The organism is Streptomyces plumbidurans, assembly GCF_019857225.1.
Classification (GTDB): Bacteria; Actinomycetota; Actinomycetes; order Streptomycetales; family Streptomycetaceae; genus Streptomyces; species Streptomyces plumbidurans.
In genome coordinates, this window is sequence record NZ_JAFJSY010000029.1 from 25,117 (window position 1) to 41,153 (window position 16,037).

The 16,037-nt window shown below is 70.8% G+C and carries 14 protein-coding genes, 1 tRNA gene and 1 pseudogene; 7 read left to right on the forward strand and 9 right to left on the reverse strand.

Features of this window, described 5'->3' with window-relative positions; genetic code table 11:
- Positions 1-188: 188 nt before the first annotated feature.
- Positions 189-785, forward strand: coding sequence for a histidine phosphatase family protein (locus tag JYK17_RS20165; RefSeq protein ID WP_128802822.1), 597 nt, complete (start codon positions 189-191; stop codon positions 783-785).
- A 43-nt stretch (positions 786-828) separates the two neighbouring features.
- Here JYK17_RS20165 and JYK17_RS20170 read toward each other — a convergent pair whose 3' ends face one another.
- Positions 829-2,322 carry an NsdA family TPR-like regulatory protein gene (locus JYK17_RS20170; protein WP_128802823.1) on the reverse strand — a complete coding sequence of 498 codons (1,494 nt, stop codon included), beginning with the start codon at positions 2,320-2,322 and terminating at the stop codon, positions 829-831.
- A 290-nt stretch (positions 2,323-2,612) separates the two neighbouring features.
- On the opposite strand from JYK17_RS20170, the gene JYK17_RS20175 reads away from it, so the two are divergent.
- On the forward strand, positions 2,613-3,005 hold the full coding sequence (locus JYK17_RS20175; protein WP_108013309.1) for a hypothetical protein: 393 nt from the start codon (positions 2,613-2,615) through the stop codon (positions 3,003-3,005).
- A 48-nt stretch (positions 3,006-3,053) separates the two neighbouring features.
- Positions 3,054-3,923, forward strand: a complete 870-nt coding sequence (locus JYK17_RS20180) for a spermidine synthase (RefSeq protein WP_128802824.1) — start codon at positions 3,054-3,056, stop codon at positions 3,921-3,923.
- 46 nt (positions 3,924-3,969) lie between these two features.
- Here the strand turns inward: JYK17_RS20180 and JYK17_RS20185 are convergent, their stop codons facing one another.
- Positions 3,970-4,485, reverse strand: a complete 516-nt coding sequence (locus JYK17_RS20185) for a hypothetical protein (RefSeq protein WP_108013010.1) — start codon at positions 4,483-4,485, stop codon at positions 3,970-3,972.
- Positions 4,486-4,595: 110 nt separating this feature from the next.
- Between JYK17_RS20185 and JYK17_RS20190 the strand changes: the two genes are divergently transcribed.
- The 3 genes from JYK17_RS20190 to JYK17_RS20200 all read left to right on the forward strand — a co-directional run bounded on the left by JYK17_RS20190 (position 4,596) and on the right by JYK17_RS20200 (position 8,322).
- A complete protein-coding gene (locus JYK17_RS20190; RefSeq protein WP_164932234.1) occupies positions 4,596-5,300 on the forward strand; it encodes a response regulator transcription factor in 705 nt (234 codons plus the stop codon).
- Positions 5,297-6,673: a sensor histidine kinase gene (locus tag JYK17_RS20195; RefSeq protein ID WP_108013008.1), complete on the forward strand. Its 1,377-nt coding sequence runs from the start codon at positions 5,297-5,299 to the stop codon at positions 6,671-6,673. The genes JYK17_RS20190 and JYK17_RS20195 overlap by 4 nt, the downstream gene beginning before the upstream one ends.
- A gap of 182 nt (positions 6,674-6,855) precedes the next feature.
- A complete protein-coding gene (locus tag JYK17_RS20200) occupies positions 6,856-8,322 on the forward strand; it encodes a glycoside hydrolase family 18 protein (protein WP_108013007.1) in 1,467 nt (488 codons plus the stop codon).
- Positions 8,323-8,482: 160 nt separating this feature from the next.
- Here JYK17_RS20200 and JYK17_RS20205 read toward each other — a convergent pair whose 3' ends face one another.
- The 4 genes from JYK17_RS20205 to JYK17_RS20220 form a co-directional block, all read right to left on the reverse strand.
- The gene (locus tag JYK17_RS20205) at positions 8,483-9,922 is read right to left on the reverse strand and encodes a GH1 family beta-glucosidase (protein ID WP_128802825.1); all 1,440 of its coding nucleotides are present in this window, start codon (positions 9,920-9,922) and stop codon (positions 8,483-8,485) included.
- 136 nt (positions 9,923-10,058) lie between these two features.
- Positions 10,059-10,952: a carbohydrate ABC transporter permease gene (locus JYK17_RS20210; RefSeq protein WP_181362498.1), complete on the reverse strand. Its 894-nt coding sequence runs from the start codon at positions 10,950-10,952 to the stop codon at positions 10,059-10,061.
- Positions 10,949-11,977: a carbohydrate ABC transporter permease gene (locus JYK17_RS20215; RefSeq protein WP_108013004.1), complete on the reverse strand. Its 1,029-nt coding sequence runs from the start codon at positions 11,975-11,977 to the stop codon at positions 10,949-10,951. Before JYK17_RS20215 ends, JYK17_RS20210 begins: the two co-directional genes overlap by 4 nt.
- Positions 11,974-13,299, reverse strand: coding sequence for an ABC transporter substrate-binding protein (locus JYK17_RS20220; protein ID WP_108013003.1), 1,326 nt, complete (start codon positions 13,297-13,299; stop codon positions 11,974-11,976). The genes JYK17_RS20215 and JYK17_RS20220 overlap by 4 nt, the downstream gene beginning before the upstream one ends.
- 394 nt (positions 13,300-13,693) lie before the next feature.
- Between JYK17_RS20220 and JYK17_RS20225 the strand changes: the two genes are divergently transcribed.
- On the forward strand, positions 13,694-14,749 hold the full coding sequence (locus JYK17_RS20225) for a LacI family DNA-binding transcriptional regulator (protein WP_108013002.1): 1,056 nt from the start codon (positions 13,694-13,696) through the stop codon (positions 14,747-14,749).
- A 56-nt stretch (positions 14,750-14,805) separates the two neighbouring features.
- On the opposite strand, the pseudogene JYK17_RS20230 reads toward JYK17_RS20225, so the two are convergent.
- The 3 genes and pseudogenes from JYK17_RS20230 to orn form a co-directional block, all read right to left on the reverse strand.
- Positions 14,806-15,036, reverse strand: a pseudogene (locus JYK17_RS20230) (GNAT family N-acetyltransferase); the annotation flags it as partial.
- 171 nt (positions 15,037-15,207) lie between these two features.
- Positions 15,208-15,280 (reverse strand) — tRNA-His (locus JYK17_RS20235).
- A 110-nt stretch (positions 15,281-15,390) separates the two neighbouring features.
- Entirely contained in the window at positions 15,391-15,993 is a 603-nt protein-coding gene (gene orn, locus JYK17_RS20240; protein ID WP_108013000.1) for an oligoribonuclease, read from the reverse strand.
- Between the last annotated feature and the right edge of the window lie 44 nt (positions 15,994-16,037).

Below are 16,037 nucleotides of genomic sequence, written 5' to 3' on the forward strand. Positions count from 1 at the left end.
CGTTCTCGAACCGCCCGCTGATGAGCCGGGTCGTGTCACTTTACGGCGTACGTACGCGCCCGCTTCGGGCGCCCCCGGCCCTCAAAGACGCAGAGATCGCCCCCCGGGTTGCCCGCCGGGCCGGGGTCCAGGGTGCGCGATGATGGAGGGGTTCCGCTTGTCGTTTGTTCCGGAAGGGCTTCCTCCTCATGGCACCGCGCATCCTGCTGGCCCGGCACGGACAGACCGAATGGTCCCTGTCCGGCAAGCACACCGGCAGGACCGACGTGCCCCTCCTGGAGGAGGGCAGGAGCGGCGCCAAGCTGCTCGGCGAGCGGCTGCACCGGTCGCCGTTCGACGCCCTCCCGGGGGCCGAGGTGCGCACCAGCCCGCTGGCACGCGCGCGTGAGACGTGCGAACTGGCCGGGTTTGGCGAGCGGGCGGCCGTCTGGGACACGCTCGCGGAGTGGGACTACGGCGCCTACGAGGGCATGACGCCGCAGGACATCCAGGACGTCCGGCCGGGCTGGCTGATCTGGCGGGACGGCGTCCCGGAGGGGGAGTCGCTCGCCGAGGTGACCGCCCGCGCCGACGAGGTGGTGACATGGGCGCGCGAGGCCGACCGCGATGTGCTGGTGTTCGCCCACGGCCACATCCTGCGCTCCATCGGGGCACGCTGGCTGGGCCTCCCGATCGGCTTCGCGTCCCGGATACGGCTGAACCCGGCGTCCCTTTCGGTGCTGGGCTGGGCCTACGGAGAACCCGCGATCGAGAGCTGGAACGACTCGGGACACCTCGCGGCCTAGCAGGGCCCGAAGGACAGGTCCCGGCCGCGCGGTCTCCCGCCGCTCACGCCGTGCGTGGTACCGAGGCGTGCCGGTCCAGGAAGCCCGAGACTCCGGACGCGCGCCGGTGCGGCAGCAGGACCCGGGCCGTCCCCGCCAGCATCGTCTGGATCCGGGACGACTGGACCTGGTCGAGCAGGTCGAGCACCCGCATCCCGGCCGCCGCCGCCTCGTCGGGGCGGCCGCCGCGTGCCAGGTCGTCCGCCAGTTCCGCGGTGTACAGGGCGATGTTCCGGGTGAAGTGCGGGTCCTGCAGATGTGCCGCACGGTGCGCGTGGCGGGCGGCGCGCGACCAGTCGCCGAGCGTCGACCAGCACTGCGCCTCCAGGCCCTCCAGTTCGGCCTCCCCGTAGAAGCTCATCCACTCGGGGTCGGCGTCCGAGGGGCCGCGCTCGAAGAGGGTCTGGGCGCGCACCAGCGCCTGTTCGCAGCCGGTGCGGTCGGCGAGCCCCGCCCAGCCGCCCGCCTCGCGCAGGGCGAGCAGCGACATCAGGCGGTCCGATCCGAGGGACCGCCCGACGCGCTGCGCGGCCTGCGCGGCCCGTACCGCCTCGCGCGGCCGCCCGGCGTCGCGCGCCAGGAACGCGGTGTTGCAGAAGGCGTGCGCCTCCAGGGCGTCGTCGCCGGTCAGCCGCGCGGTCGCCAGCGCCTCCGCGTAGTGCGAGCGCGCGTCGTCGAAGCGGCCGGAGTCGTGCGCCAGCCAGCCGACGGAGATGGCGAGTTCACCGGCGCCCGAGTGCAGCCGGTCGGCGGTCGCCTGCCGGGTCGCGCCGGCGTCCAGCAGTTCGTAGGCGGCGCGCAACGGTGCCGACGCGCGCTGGTAGAGCCCGTCCGCGCCGTGCCGGTCGTCCAGCACCCGGATTCTGCGTACGGCCTCTTCGAGTGCGTACGCGTCGCTCGTCCCGGGGCGGCGCAGGGGACGTCCCGCCGCCGCGGCGTCGAAGGCGAGCCCGATCCGGCCCAGCGAGGCGGCGGCCACCGTGGCACTGCCGCCGGTCATGAATGCGCGACGTAGCACGTCGCTCTCCTCGTAGTTCTCGTGAAGCGCACGGCTCTCGTCGCGAGCCTGCGGGTCGTACGGGTCGTGCCGGTCCTCCCGGCCCCGCGGATCCTGGCGGTCCTGCGGGTCCTGGCGGTCCTGACGGTTCGGGGTGTCATACGGCTCGGGCGCCCCCCGCGTCTCACCGAGAGCCCCGGCCCGGCGGCCGCGCACGGACGCGCGGGGCGCGAAGCCCAGGTCGGTGAGGGTGCGGCCGGGGAACATGTGCAGGAACACCCGTTCGTATGCGTAGTTGGGGCAGCGGATCTCGCCCGCCTCGACCCGCCCGACGTAGCGCGCGTCGCAGCTGACCCGCTCACCGATCTCGCGCGCGGCCCGGCGCACCGCCGCGGCGAACTCGGCCGGGGAGCGCTGTCCGCGCAGTTCCCGCAGGACGAGGTTCGGCCGCGGTGGCCGTGGGGGCGTGGGCTGAGACGAGGTCACCTTTGACGACGCCATGGCCGGGTCCTCTCGTGCGAACCGTCGAACCATGCTGGATTCGGGGTGAGTTGTCCGTGATGCGCCCACCCCGTTCCAGCGGCCACGAACGTACCCTCTGTGCCGGACCCGCCACTCAGGGTTTGGCTACAAAACGGATATCTCATGCGGGATCTGCCATGAACTGCCATCCTTTGTGGCTGACTTCCGCCGTAGCCGTTGACGCGGCGGCGCGTTGAACCCTGTGGACCGGGAGCCGCCCGACTCCCGACCCGCTTCGTTCAAGGAGGGGTTCCGTGGTGGAGGCCGGGATGGAGACCAGGCAGAGCGTCGTTTCCGGTGCAGAATCCGGTGCACAAGGTGCGTGCGATCTCGTCACCGTGCCCACCCGACAGGGCCTGGAGGCCGTCGACATCCTGCGCCGCGGACCGGGCGAGGCGGTCGGACCCGTACTGCACGACGACGACGGCGAGACCCTGGGCTTCGTGGTGCCGCCGGGCACGGCCGCCGCCTGGGACGTCCCGGGCAGCACCTGTACGGAGACCGACGGCCGCGGGACGAGCCTGAACCCCGAGCCGCCCGTGGCGGGCTCCGACTGGCTGCTGCCGCCCGGCGAGGCCGACCTCGCGACCGACCCCGCGGTGCTGCGCGCGGCGCTCGGCGAGGCCGCCCGGATCATCAGGGCCGCCGACAGCTGCCGCTGACCCCACCCTGCGCGGGCGCGGGCGTGCGGGGACACCGATAATGGCGCGATGGGAAGGTCCAGGAACCCCCGGCGATCGAGGGGCGGTGCCGAAGCCGTCGTCGAGACCGTCGACGGCGGACTCGCCCAACTCCTGCCCGACCCGGACCGGCCGCGCGGCTGGACCCTGCTGATCGACGGGGCACCGCAGTCCTACGTCGACCTGGACGACCCGTCCCATCTCTCCTTCGAGTACCAGCGCAGGCTCGGCCACGTCATCGACCTCGTCGCGCCGGCCGGCAAGCCCGTGCACGCCGTGCACCTGGGCGGCGGGGCCTTCACGCTCGCCCGCTACGTCGCCGTCACCCGCCCCCGCTCCACCCAGCAGGTCGTCGAGCGGGACGCGGCACTGGTCCAACTGGTCCGCCGGGAGCTGCCGTTGGACACGAACGCCCGGATACGGGTGCGCGGCACCGACGCCCGCGAAGGGCTCGGCAAACTGCCCGACGGCTGGGCGGACCTCGTCATCGCCGACGTGTTCAGCGGGGCCCGCACTCCCGCCCACCTCACCTCGACCGAGTTCCTCGACGAGGTCCGCAGGGTCCTCAGGCCGGGCGGCTGCTACGCCGCCAACCTCGCCGACGGACCGCCGCTCGCCCATCTGCGCGGCCAGATCGCCACCGCGGCCGCCCGGTTCGCCGAACTCGCCCTGATCGCCGACCCGGCCGTACTGCGCGGCAAGCGCTTCGGCAACGCGGTCCTCGTCGCCTCCGACAGCACCCTCCCGGTCGCCGAGCTCACCCGCCGCGCCGCCGGCGACCCCCACCCGGGCCGCGTCGAACACGGCCGCCCCCTCACGGACTTCACCGGCGGCGCGACAGCGGTGACGGACAGCGCAGCAACAGCCTCACCGGCACCACCGCCGTCGGTGTTCCGGTAGGGCGGGTGCGTCGGTTGAACTGGGCCCGTCAGCCGGAGCGGCTGGGTCAGTAATTGCCGATCTCGACGTGCGGCGGTCCGTCGTGCCAGGTGCAGAAGACCGACACTCGGTTCGCTCCCGAGGTGAACTCCACACGGATCCACGACTCCGTCTTCCACACCTGCATCGACCAGCCGGCGCCCGGCGTGGCCGACACCAGCGTCGCGTCCGTCGTGCCGAGTGAGAACACCGCGCGTCCGCCGTCGGTGTCGTAGGCCTTGATCTGGCCGGACGCGGTGGGGGTGGGCGTGGGGCTCGGGGTCGGTTTCGTCGACGGTGTGGGGGTGGAGGAGGGGGAGGGCTTGACCGGCCTGCTCTTCGACGGTGCGGGGGAGGGGCGGTACGTCGACGACGCCAGCGGTTTCGAGTCCTGTGTGGTCGCGTCCGCCGCCGTGATGGGCAGGGCGCGCGGCGGGTCGTACGCCGTGCCCGCCATCACCGTGTGGACACCCCACCACGACAGCGTGACCGCCGCGCCCGTGGCGAGCGACCAAGCCAGTACGTGTACGAGTCCTCTGCCCATCGCGGGCCATACTGCCTCACGCGCCCCACTGGTGTCCCGCCCGTCTCCACAAGAGCGGAGTTGTCCACAGGCCCAGACCTGCTTCCTCCGCATGGCGTACGGTGCCGCGCATGGCAAGTGTGCTCGTGGTCGAGGACGACCAGTTCGTACGCTCGGCGCTGATCCGGCACCTGACCGATGCCGCGCACACCGTGCGCAGTGTCGGGACGGCGCTGGAGGCGCTGCGCGAGGTCGCCCATTTCGCTTTCGACGTCGTCATCCTCGACCTCGGACTGCCCGATCTGGACGGGTCCGAGGCGCTGAAGATGCTGCGCGGCATCACCGACGTGCCGGTGATCATCGCCACCGCGCGGGACGACGAGACGGAGATCGTCCGGCTGCTGAACGCCGGCGCGGACGACTATCTGACCAAGCCCTTCTCCGTCGAGCACCTGTCCGCGCGGATGGCCGCGGTCCTGCGCCGGGCCCGCAGCGCCCCGGTGGACGCCCCGCCGCCCACCGTCCTCCGGGTCGGCGGCCTGACCGTCGACCCGCTGCGCCGTCAGGCCGAGCTGGACGGCGTCCGGCTCGACCTCACGCGTCGCGAGTTCGACCTGCTGGCCTTCCTGGCCGGCCGGCCAGGCGTCGTCGTCCCGCGCAAGGAGCTGCTCGCCGAGGTGTGGCAGCAGTCGTACGGCGACGACCAGACCATCGACGTCCATCTGTCCTGGCTGCGAAGGAAGTTGGGCGAGACGGCGGCCCGCCCCCGCTATCTGCACACCCTGCGGGGCGTCGGCGTGAAGCTGGAACCACCGGGTGGGGAGCCGACGCGATGAGATGGGCACTGGTCAAGGTCGCTCTGGCGGTCACCGCCATGGTCGTGGTCGCCTTCGCGGTGCCGCTCGGGCTCGTCATCAAGGAGATGGCCCGCGACCGCGCGTTCTCCAACGCCGAGCGGGAGGCCGCCGCGGTCGCCCCGGCACTGTCCATCACCACCGAGCGCGACCAGCTGGAGCGGGTCGTCGCCTCCGCGGGCTCGGACTCCGGGATGGCCGTGCACATACCCGCGGCCGTCGGGCAGACGGCCCTCGACATCGGCAGGCAGCGCGCCGCCGCCAAGGACATCGCGACCGTGCGCAAGCTCGGCCGCGCCTCCACCACCGAGGTCTCCGGCGGCTCCACCCTGCTGCAGCCCGTCGCGCTGAGCTCCGGTGCGATCGCCGTCGTCGAGGTCTACGTCCCCGAGTCCGAGGTCAGCAACGGCGTCGGCACGGCGTGGGCGGTGCTCGCCGCCGTGGGCGTCGCCCTGATCGTCGGCTCGGTGGCCGTCGCCGACCGGCTGGGCGTCCGGATGGTGCAGCCCGCGCAGCGGTTGGTCGAGGGCGCGCACGAGCTCGGCGAGGGCAAGCTGGGCGCGAGGGTGCCGGAGGAGGGCCCGACCGAACTGCGCCTGGCCGCCGTCGCGTTCAACTCCATGGCCGACCAGGTCGTACAACTCCTGGCGAACGAACGGGAGTTGGCGGCCGACCTGTCGCACCGTCTGCGCACCCCGCTGACCGTGCTGCGGCTGAACGCCGCCTCGCTCGGCGACGGCGCCGCCGCCGACCAGACCCGGGCCGCCGTCGCCCAGCTGGAGCGCGAGGTCGACACCATCATCCGTACGGCCCGTGACGCCAAGCCGCAGACCGCGGCGGCCGGGCCCGGCGCCGGATGCGACGCCGGCGAGGTGGTCCGCGAGCGGATGGCGTTCTGGTCGGCGCTCGCGGAGGACGAGGGCCGCAAGTGGCGGATGGCGGGCGCCGACCGGCCGGTGCGCATACCCGTGGCGCGGGCGGACCTCGCCGCCGCGCTGGACGCCCTGCTCGGCAATGTCTTCCGGCACACCGCCGAGGGCACGGCCTTCGCGGTCGACCTGCACAACGGCGAGGACGCGGTGATCGTGCTCGTCTCGGACGCGGGCCCCGGCATACCCGATCCCGAGGCGGCGATGGCGCGCGGCCGGGGCTCGGGCAGCGACGGCTCGACCGGACTCGGCCTCGACATCGTGCGCCGGCTCGCGGAGTCGACCGGCGGTGACGTGCGGATCGGCTCGTCCGTGCTGGGCGGCACCGAGGTGCGGATCTGGATCCAGCTTGACGGACGGGAGCGGACGCCCGGCGGGCGTGGGCACCGGTCGGTGCGCCGACGCAGAAAGGCACTCGTCAGGTGACCGTGAGTGTCGGCGCGAGCGCCCGCAGGAGCCGAATTGGTCTCGACCTTTAACCGTCCCCGATCCCTTCCTTAAGCGCACCCTAAGATCCTCAACTCCCGCCCGGATCAGGCTTTTTGCCCGATTCCGGATCGCTAGCGTGCTGCCGCACCCCCACCCGTAACAGCGAAGGCAGGCACGCGATGAGCACGCACCGGCGCAAGGTCAGCGGCAGAAGCAAGGCGATAGGCGCAGTGGTCGCCGCGGCCGTGGTGGGCGGTGGCGCCATCGCGCTGACGGGCATCGCGCAGGCGGCCGGCGTGGGCGCCGCGTACACCAAGACCAGTGACTGGTCGACGGGTTACACCGCGCAGTACGTCGTCACCAACAACACCGGCAGCACCGAGAAGAACTGGAAGCTGGAGTTCGACCTGCCCGCCGGCGCGAAGCTGAGCTCGCTGTGGAACGCCGAGTCGAAGGTGAGCGGACAGCACGTCACCGTGACGCCGGCCAAGTGGGACACCGACGGTCTCGCGCCCGGCAAGTCCGTCACCGTCGGCTTCGTCGTCAACGGCAACGCCGACCCGAAGAGCTGTCTCATCGACGGCGACAAGTGCTCCGCGGACGACGGTGCCACGCCCGAGCCGAGCGGCCGCCCCACCGACTCCGCGACGCCGACGCAGAAGCCGACCGCCACCCCCACGCCGACCAAGACGTCGACGCCCACCTCGACCCCGACGGCCACCCCCACGCAGAGCACGGGCACCGGCACCAAGGCGAGCGCCGGCTTCTCGCCGTACGTCGACACCTCGCTCTACCCGGCCTTCGACCTGCTCGCGAGCGCCGACGCGACCGGCGTGAAGAACTACAACCTCGCCTTCATCACCGACGGCGGCGGCTGCACGCCCAAGTGGGGCGGCGTCACCGACCTCGGCAGCGACGGCGTGGCCTCGCAGATCGGCGCGCTGCGCGCCAAGGGCGGCGACGTCCGGGTCTCCTTCGGCGGCGCGTCCGGCTCCGAGCTGGCGACGACGTGCTCCTCGGCGGACGCGCTGGCGGCGGCGTACGGCAAGGCCGTGGACCAGTTCAAGCTGACCAAGGTCGACTTCGACATCGAGGGCGGCGCGCTGCCCAACACCACGGCGAACACCAACCGCGCCAAGGCCATCGCCAAGCTCCAGCAGCAGCACCCGGGCCTGGACGTGTCCTTCACCCTCCCGGTCATGCCCGAGGGCCTCACCCAGGACGGCGTGAACCTGCTGTCCAACGCCAAGTCCAACGGCGTGAAGATCTCGGCCGTCAACATCATGGCGATGGACTACGGCGCCTCGTACAGCGGTGACATGGGCACCTACGCCGAGCAGGCGGCCACCGCCACCCAGGCGCAGGTCAAGAGCGTGCTCGGGCTGTCGGACTCCGACGCCTGGAAGACGGTCGCGGTCACCCCGATGCTCGGCGTCAACGACGTCTCCTCGGAGGTCTTCAAGGTCGACGACGCCACCCAGCTGGTGAACTTCGCCAAGTCCAAGGGCCTGGGCTGGCTGTCGATGTGGTCGGCCACCCGTGACAAGCAGTGCGCCGGCGGCGCCAAGCCCACCGCCGACGCCACCTGCAGCTCGATCGTCCAGGACCAGTTCGCCTTCTCGAAGGCCTTCGGCGCCTTCAACTGACCACCGCGAAACGGGGGCCGTTGCGTCCCGGCCGGACATCCCCCCACCCGGCCGGGGCGCACACGCATGACCGGGGCGCACACGCATGAAGACCGGGGCGCGGCGCCCCCCTCGGGCACCGCGCCCCGCCCCCCGCCTGTGGGTTCCCCCTCGAGCCGGTTCAGTCGACCGGAACCGCCGGCAGCGTCCCCGTGCGCGCCGCCTGGGCGTACCAGTGGGCGCTGGACTTCGGCGTGCGGGCCAGGGACGCGTAGTCCACGTACACCGCGCCGAACCGCTTCTCGTAGCCGTACGCCCACTCGAAGTTGTCCAGCAGGGACCACAGGTAGTACCCGCGGACGTTCGCGCCGTCGGTGATCGCGCGCCGGACCGCCGAGAGATGGCCGTGCAGATAGGCGATGCGCTCCGGGTCGTGCACGCGGCCGTCGGGGTCGGGCTTGTCGTCGTAGGCGGCGCCGTTCTCGGTGATGTAGAGGGGCAGGCCCGGGGCCTCGCGCGAGTAGCGCATGATCAGCTCGTGCAGGCCGGTCGGGTCGATCGTCCAGCCCATCTCCGTGCGCTCGCCCGGCGTCTGGTGGAAGGCGACGTCGTCCGCGCCGGGCCAGGGGGAGTGCTCGCTGGCGCCGTGGCCGTCGCTGCGCGGGCCGGCCACCGTGGTGTCCGCCGCCGAAACCAGCGTCGGCGTGTAGTAGTTGAGGCCCAGCGCGTCCAGCGGCTGGTGGATCGCCTGCAGATCGCCGTCGAGGACGTACGACCAGTCGGTGATCAGCTCGGTCGCCGCGAACAGCGAATCCGGGTACGCCCCGTGCAGGATCGGGCCGTGGAAGACGCCGTTGGCCAGGTCGTCGATCCTGCGCGCGGCCGCCAGATCCGCCGGGTCCTGCGGCGAAAGGGGCCTGACCACCGAGGAGTTGAGGCTGAGCGCCACCGAGTTGCGGGCCGGCATCGCCGAGCGGAGCGCCGAGGTGCCCAGGCCGTGCGCCAGGTTCAGATGGTGGGCGGCCCGCAGGGTGGCCTCCGGGTCCGTGCGGCCCGGGGCGTGCACGCCGGAGCCGTAGCCCAGAAAGGCGCTGCACCAGGGCTCGTTGAGCGTGATCCACTGCTCCACCCGGTCGCCGAGCGCCTCGCCGACGATCTGCGCGTACTCGGCGAAGCGGTACGCCGTGTCCCGCTCCGGCCAGCCGCCCGCGTCCTCCAGCTCCTGCGGCAGGTCCCAGTGGTAGAGCGTGATCGCCGGCTTGATGCCGTGCGCGAGCAGCTCGTCCACCAGGCGCCGGTAGAAGTCCAGGCCCACCTGCACGGCCGGGCCCCGCCCCGTCGGCTGCACCCGCGGCCACGAGATCGAGAACCGGTAGGCGCCCAGGCCCAGGTCGGCCATCAGCGCCACGTCCTCGCGGTAGCGGTGGAAGTGGTCGACAGCGATGTCACCGTGCTCACCGCCGACGGTCTTGCCCGGCGTATGGCTGAAGGTGTCCCAGATCGAGGGCGTACGGCCGCCCTCCCGCACCGCCCCCTCGATCTGGTACGCGGAGGTCGCGGCGCCCCAGAGGAAGGTGGGAGGAAAGGTCACCGGGGTCGCGGATGGTGCTGACTCAAGCATGGAAGCGCTCCCATAAGTGGTCGTTCAGACCGAAGAGTTGGAGGGGGGAGTGGGGCCGAAGCGGCGGTGACCCGGCCCCGGTTGCGTACGTCGGGTGAACGCGGGAAAGGCGGTGAATCGGGGGCGCGTCCGGGCGTCAGCCCTTGATCGCGCCCTGCATGATGCCACCCACGATCTGCTTGCCGAACAGGATGAACGCGATCAGCAGCGGCAGCGTGCCCAGCAGCGCGCCCGCCATGATCACGGCCTGGTCGGGGACATAACCGGTGCCGAGCGAGTTCAGGGCGACCTGCACCGTGGGGTTCTGCTGGGTCAGGGCGATGATCGGCCACAGGAAGTCGTTCCAGGCGAACACGAAGGTCAGCAGGCCGAGCACGGCCATCGCCGGCCGGGCCGCCGGGAAGACCACGTGCCAGACCACTCTCAGACTGCTCGCCCCGTCCACCCGGGCCGCCTCGATCAGCTCGGTGGGCAGCGCCTGCACCAGGTACTGCCGCATGAAGAAGGTGCCGAAGGCGGTCACCAGCGTCGGCAGGATGACCGTCTGCAGCTGGTTCGACCAGCCGAGGTCGCTCATCCACAGATACAGCGGTACGACGGCCAGCTGCGGCGGGATCATCATCGTGCCGATCGTCAGCAGCAGCAGGACTCCGGAGAACCTGAACTTCAGCTTGGCGAAGGCGAATCCGGCGAGCGTGGAGAACAGCACCGTACTGATGGTGATGGTGCCCGCGACGATGACGCTGTTGAGCATCGCGGTGCCCAGGCCCGCCTGGTCCCAGGCCGCCTGCAGGTTCTTGAACAGGTTCCCGCCGAACCACAGCGGCGGCGGCGTCTGGGCCAGCCGGCGGTCGGTGCGCGAGGCCGCGATCGCGGTCCACACCAGGGGCGCCAGCGAGACCAGCGCGAAGACCGTCAGGACGATGTACGTCACCGGGCCCGCGTGCAGCTGCTTGCCCGCGCCCATCACACGACGGGAGCGGCCCTTCCTCTCCCGCGTCTGAGGCAGAGTCAGTTCACTGGTGGTCATTGGGACTTCCTCATGCGTCGGGTGAGCAGCATGTTGATCACGGCGATGATCAACAGGATCAGGAACATCGACCAGGCGATCGCGGACGCCTTGCCGAGGTTGCCGATGATCCAGCCCTGGTCGTACATGTACAGGCCGAGGGTCTGGTACTGGTGCTCGGAACCGCCCTTGGAGCCGCTGACCCCGCCGAACAGCAGGGGCTCACCGAAGAGCTGCGTCGCGCCGATGGTGGACACCACGACGGTGAACAGGATCGTCGGGCGCAGCTGGGGAATCGTCACATGCCGGAACTGCTGCCAGCGGTTGGCGCCGTCGATCGCCGCCGACTCGTAGAGATCGGTCGGGATCGCCTGCATCGCCGCCAGATAGATCAGCGCGTTGTAACCGGTCCAGCGCCAGATCACGATCGACGACACAGCGAACTGCGAACCCCAGTCGGATTCCCGCCAGTTGATGGGGTCGATGCCCACGAAGTGCAGGAACCAGTTGATCATGCCGCCGTCCCACGAGTACAGCAGCGTGAAGACGAGGGTCGCCGCCGCCACCGAGGTGGCGTACGGGGTGAGCATCACGACGCGCCACACGGTCGAACCGCGCAGCTTGTAGTTGAGCAGGTGCGCCAGACCGATCGCCGCCAGCAGTTGCGGGACGGTCGAGATCACACCGATGGTGAAGGTGTTCTTCAGCGCGTTCCAGAAGAAGTCCGAGCTGAGCAGGTTCTTGTAGTTGTCCAGCCCGGCCCAGGTCTGGGTGTCCAGCGAGGACAGCTGCACGTTGTGCAGCGAGTACCAGGCCGTGTACAGCAGCGGGATCAGGGAGAACGCCCCGAAGATGATGAAGAAGGGGGAGATGAACGCGTACGGCGACGCCTTCATGTCCCAGCGGTACAGCCGACTGCGCCAGGAGTCCGGGTCCGGCGGCTTCGTACCGCTACCGTGAGCGCCCCGGGCCGCGCCCGGCTGGGAGCCGGACGCGGCCTCGGCGCTCGACGCGGGGTGCGCGAGAGCCTGCTTGGAGCTGGTCACTGGCCGAGCACGTCCTTGATCTCCTTGGTCGCCGCGCTCCAGCCCTGCGCCGGCGACTTGCCCTTCTGCTCGACCTGGAGGATGCCGACGTCGGTGATCGCGGTACCGATCGGCTGGTCCTTGATGCCGAAGACCTGGACCGGGATGGTCTTCGCCGAGTCACCGAAGATCTGGGTGAGCGGCGCGTTCGAGAAGTAGGCCGTGGTGTCGGCGGCCGGCTTCAGGCTCGGGTAGATCGACGGGGTCGAGGGGAAGCTCGCCTGCTTGGCGAAGACCTTCGCCTGCTGCTCGGGGGCGGTCAGCCACTTCGCCAGGGCGACGGCCTCCTTCTGGTGCTTGCTCGCCGTCGGCACGCCGATGAACGAGCCGCCCCAGTTGGACGCGGTCGGGGCCGCCGCGACGTCCCACTTGCCCTTGCCGGAGTCACCGGACTTCTGCTCGATGTAGCCGACCATCCAGGCGGGGCAGGCCACCGTGGCGAAGGTGCCGTTGGCGTAGCCCTGGTCCCACGGCTTGTCGAACTGCTTCAGCTTCGCCGACATGTTGCTGGTCGCCACGGACATCGCGACGTTCCAGGCCTTCTTCACCCCGGACGACTTGTCCCAGATGACGTTGCCGTCCTTGTCGTAGTAGCGCTGGCTCTCGCCACCGAGGGCCGCGTTGTAGACGGAGGAGGCGGAGTCCACGAACTTGGTGCCGTTGGGCGCCTTCTTCATGTAGTCCTTGCCGACGTCGACGTACTTCGCCCAGTCGCCCTTCCACATCGCGGCGAGCTTGTTGCGGTCGGTCGGCAGGCCGGCCTTCTGGAACAGGTCCTTGCGGTAGCAGATGGCCATCGGACCGGTGTCGGTGCCGAGCCCGATCAGCTTGCCGTCCTTCGTGGTGGCCTGGGCGTTCTTCCAGTCCAGCCACTGCGACTTGTCGACGTCCTTGCCGAGGTCGACGAACTTGCTCGCCTGCGTCTGGACGGCCTCGGTGATGTTGCCGACCTCGATCGCCTGGACGTCGTCGGTGCCGGAGCCGGCCTGCAGGCGGGTGAGGACCTTGGGCCAGTAGACGTCGGTACGGGTGGTGACGTTCTCCTTGATGTTGATGCTGGGGTGCAGCTTCATGTACTCGTCGTAGAGACCGGCCTGCTTGTAGCCGAAGACTCCGAAGGTGCCGACCGTCAGCGTCGTCTTGCCCTTGGCGTTGCCGCCGCCGTCGTTCGAGCCGGACGAGTCGTTGTCGTCACTGGCGCAGCCGGCCAGCAGCCCCGTGGCCAGCGCGGCGACGGCCGCGAAGGCCACCACCCGGTGGGACCGGCGGGTACTCGTGCGCATTGGGTCCTCCTGTTGCCTGACGTGCCGACCCCCCGGCCAACTGCAATAGGTTGGGCCCGTTCGTACTCGCTGCGGCTCGGGCGGGGAACGTGCGGGATGTGTATGTGTCAGGTACTGTGGGAGCGCTCCCACAAGTGATGTGTTGAAGGTTCGTCGGTTCCGGCGGGGGTGTCAAGGGCGGAAGCCGGGCTAGATGCGTTCAGTTATCGGGCTGTTAAGTGGACTTGACGGGTCCGGTACCGGTCAAGAGATCCATCCTGTCCGGTGCTTGAGGAGTGTGCTCCCCAAGGCGCGGCGACGGGCCGGGAGCGGTGGTCCACAGCCCCGGTCGCAGCGTCGGACGGGACTGTTAGATTCCAGGCCGGAGCGAAAACGGTGGAAGGCGGCGGAGCCCATGGCAGGCCACGGAGGTCGGAGCCGGAGCGGGGGCCGGCCCACCCTCGAAGAGGTCGCCGCGCGCGCCGGCGTCGGCCGCGGCACTGTCTCGCGCGTGATCAACGGCTCGCCCCGGGTCAGCGAGTCGACCCGCGCCGCGGTCGAGGCGGCGGTCGCGGAACTCGGCTACGTCCCCAACACGGCCGCCCGCGCCCTCGCCGCCAACCGCACGGACTCGATCGCCCTCGTCGTCCCCGAGCCGGAGACCCGTTTCTTCGCGGAGCCGTACTTCTCGGACATGCTCAGGGGAGTCGGGGCCGAACTGTCCGACACCGAGATGCAGTTGCTGCTGATATTCGCGGGCAGCGACCGGGAGCGCCGGCGGCTCGCCCAGTATCTGGCCGCGCACCGGGTGGACGGCGTCCTGCTGGTCTCCGTCCACGCGGACGACCCGCTCCCCGACATGCTGGCCCAGCTGGAGATCCCGGCGGTGATCAGCGGCCCCCGATCGGCCGCCGAGACGCTGACCTCGGTGGACTCCGACAACTACGGCGGCGGCCGCTCGGCGGTCGAGCACCTCATCGGGCGGGGCCGCCGCAAGATCGCGCACATCACCGGCCGCCTCGACGTCTACGGCGCCCAGCGCCGCGTCGACGGCTATCGGGACGCGCTGCGCGACGCGGGCCACAAGGCCGACGACGACCTGCTCGAACCGGGTGACTTCACCGAGGAGGGCGGCCGCCGGGCGATGGAGACCCTGCTCTCCCGCTGCCCCGACCTGGACGCGGTCTTCGCCGGCTCCGACGTGATGGCGGCCGGTGCCCGCCAGATCCTGCGCAAACAGGGGCGCCGCATCCCCGACGACGTGGCGCTGGTCGGCTACGACGACTCGGCCATAGCCCGCCACATGGACCCGCCCCTCACCAGCGTCCGCCAGCCCATCGAGGAGATGGGCCGCCGCATGATCGACCTCCTCATCACCGAGATCGCCGACCGCCGCCCACCCGCGTCCCACGACGTGGAACGGCGCCAGATGGTGCTGGCCACGGAACTGGTGGCGCGGACTTCGTCCTGATACGGCGTCGAGGTGCGGGCGCCGGCGGCTCGGAGTGTCTTCGCGTTGCCCAACACCTAGCACACCCAAGGGAGTTGACGGCCACGTCCGGGCCGTAGCGAGAGCCGCCAGCGTGTTTCGCCGTCCTGTTGCTCCTCCGTCGGCTCCAGGCCCGCCGCTCGGGCCACCGCTGCCGAGGCGTGGTGGTCCGGGTGGATGTGGGCGATGACTGTGCTGACGGGGCCCTGGCCCAGGTGGGCGACGAGGGCGCGGGCCGCTTCCGTGGCGTAGCCGCGGCCCTGCCAGGGGAAGGGCGGGGTCGGCGAGGGTGGTGGCCATCTCGGCGGCGTGCGTGACCTGCAGGGGGAGGAGGTCGAGGCGCGCGGTGTGGAGGGTGTCGATGTCCATCCAGCCGCCTCCCTGGGAACCGAAAACAGCCGGTGGCCCTGAAACTTCAGGGCCACCGGCTGATTACTCAGGGTGAGTGACGGGACTCGAACCCGCGACATCCTGGACCACAACCAGGTGCTCTACCAGCTGAGCTACACCCACCACGACCGGTGCTGACTTCGTGCTTCTCCGACCGGCCGAGAAAAAGTGTACAGGGTCCGAAGGGGTGCTCGCGCCCGGCTTTTACGGCGGCCCCTCCGGCCTCCTACCTCCTACCGCGCGGGCAGGACGTGCTTCGCCGCGATCGACCTGGCCGTGTCGGAGTCGGGGCCGGGCTGCGGGACGAAGATCGCCTCGCGGTAGTAGCGCAGCTCCGCGATGGACTCGCGGATGTCGGCGAGGGCGCGGTGGTTGCCGTTCTTCTCGGGGCTGTTGAAGTAGGCCCGCGGGTACCAGCGCCGGGCGAGTTCCTTGACGGAGCTGACGTCGACGATGCGGTAGTGGAGGTAGCCCTCAAGCGTCGCCATGTCCCTGAGCAGGAAGCCGCGGTCCGTGCCGACGGAGTTGCCGCACAGCGGAGCCTTCCCGGCCTCCTTGACGTGCTCGCGGACGTAGGAGAGGACCTGCTCCTCGGCGTCGGCCAGGGTCGTGCCCCCGGCCAGCTCCTCCAGCAGTCCGGACGCGGTGTGCATCTGACGCACCACCTCCGGCATCGTCTCCAGGGCCTGGTCCGGCGGACGGATGACGATGTCCACACCCTCGCCGAGGATGTTCAGTTCGGAGTCGGTGACGAGGGCGGCAACCTCGATGAGCGCGTCGTCGGACAGCGAGAGGCCGGTCATCTCGCAGTCGATCCACACCATGCGATCGTTCATGCGACCACCCTAAAGCTGGCGTGCGCATTTGGGTGCCCCGCGGT

Coding starts and splice junctions, on each gene's coding strand:
- JYK17_RS20200 (WP_108013007.1), top strand. CDS start 6,856: ATGAGCACGCACCGGCGCAAGGTCAGCGGCAGAAGCAAGGCGATAGGC.
- JYK17_RS20185 (WP_108013010.1), bottom strand. CDS start 4,485: ATGGGCAGAGGACTCGTACACGTACTGGCTTGGTCGCTCGCCACGGGC.
- orn (WP_108013000.1), bottom strand. CDS start 15,993: ATGAACGATCGCATGGTGTGGATCGACTGCGAGATGACCGGCCTCTCG.
- JYK17_RS20210 (WP_181362498.1), bottom strand. CDS start 10,952: ATGACCACCAGTGAACTGACTCTGCCTCAGACGCGGGAGAGGAAGGGC.
- JYK17_RS20165 (WP_128802822.1), top strand. CDS start 189: ATGGCACCGCGCATCCTGCTGGCCCGGCACGGACAGACCGAATGGTCC.
- JYK17_RS20175 (WP_108013309.1), top strand. CDS start 2,613: ATGGAGACCAGGCAGAGCGTCGTTTCCGGTGCAGAATCCGGTGCACAA.
- JYK17_RS20190 (WP_164932234.1), top strand. CDS start 4,596: ATGGCAAGTGTGCTCGTGGTCGAGGACGACCAGTTCGTACGCTCGGCG.
- JYK17_RS20170 (WP_128802823.1), bottom strand. CDS start 2,322: ATGGCGTCGTCAAAGGTGACCTCGTCTCAGCCCACGCCCCCACGGCCA.
- JYK17_RS20195 (WP_108013008.1), top strand. CDS start 5,297: ATGAGATGGGCACTGGTCAAGGTCGCTCTGGCGGTCACCGCCATGGTC.
- JYK17_RS20220 (WP_108013003.1), bottom strand. CDS start 13,299: ATGCGCACGAGTACCCGCCGGTCCCACCGGGTGGTGGCCTTCGCGGCC.
- JYK17_RS20180 (WP_128802824.1), top strand. CDS start 3,054: ATGGGAAGGTCCAGGAACCCCCGGCGATCGAGGGGCGGTGCCGAAGCC.
- JYK17_RS20205 (WP_128802825.1), bottom strand. CDS start 9,922: ATGCTTGAGTCAGCACCATCCGCGACCCCGGTGACCTTTCCTCCCACC.
- JYK17_RS20225 (WP_108013002.1), top strand. CDS start 13,694: ATGGCAGGCCACGGAGGTCGGAGCCGGAGCGGGGGCCGGCCCACCCTC.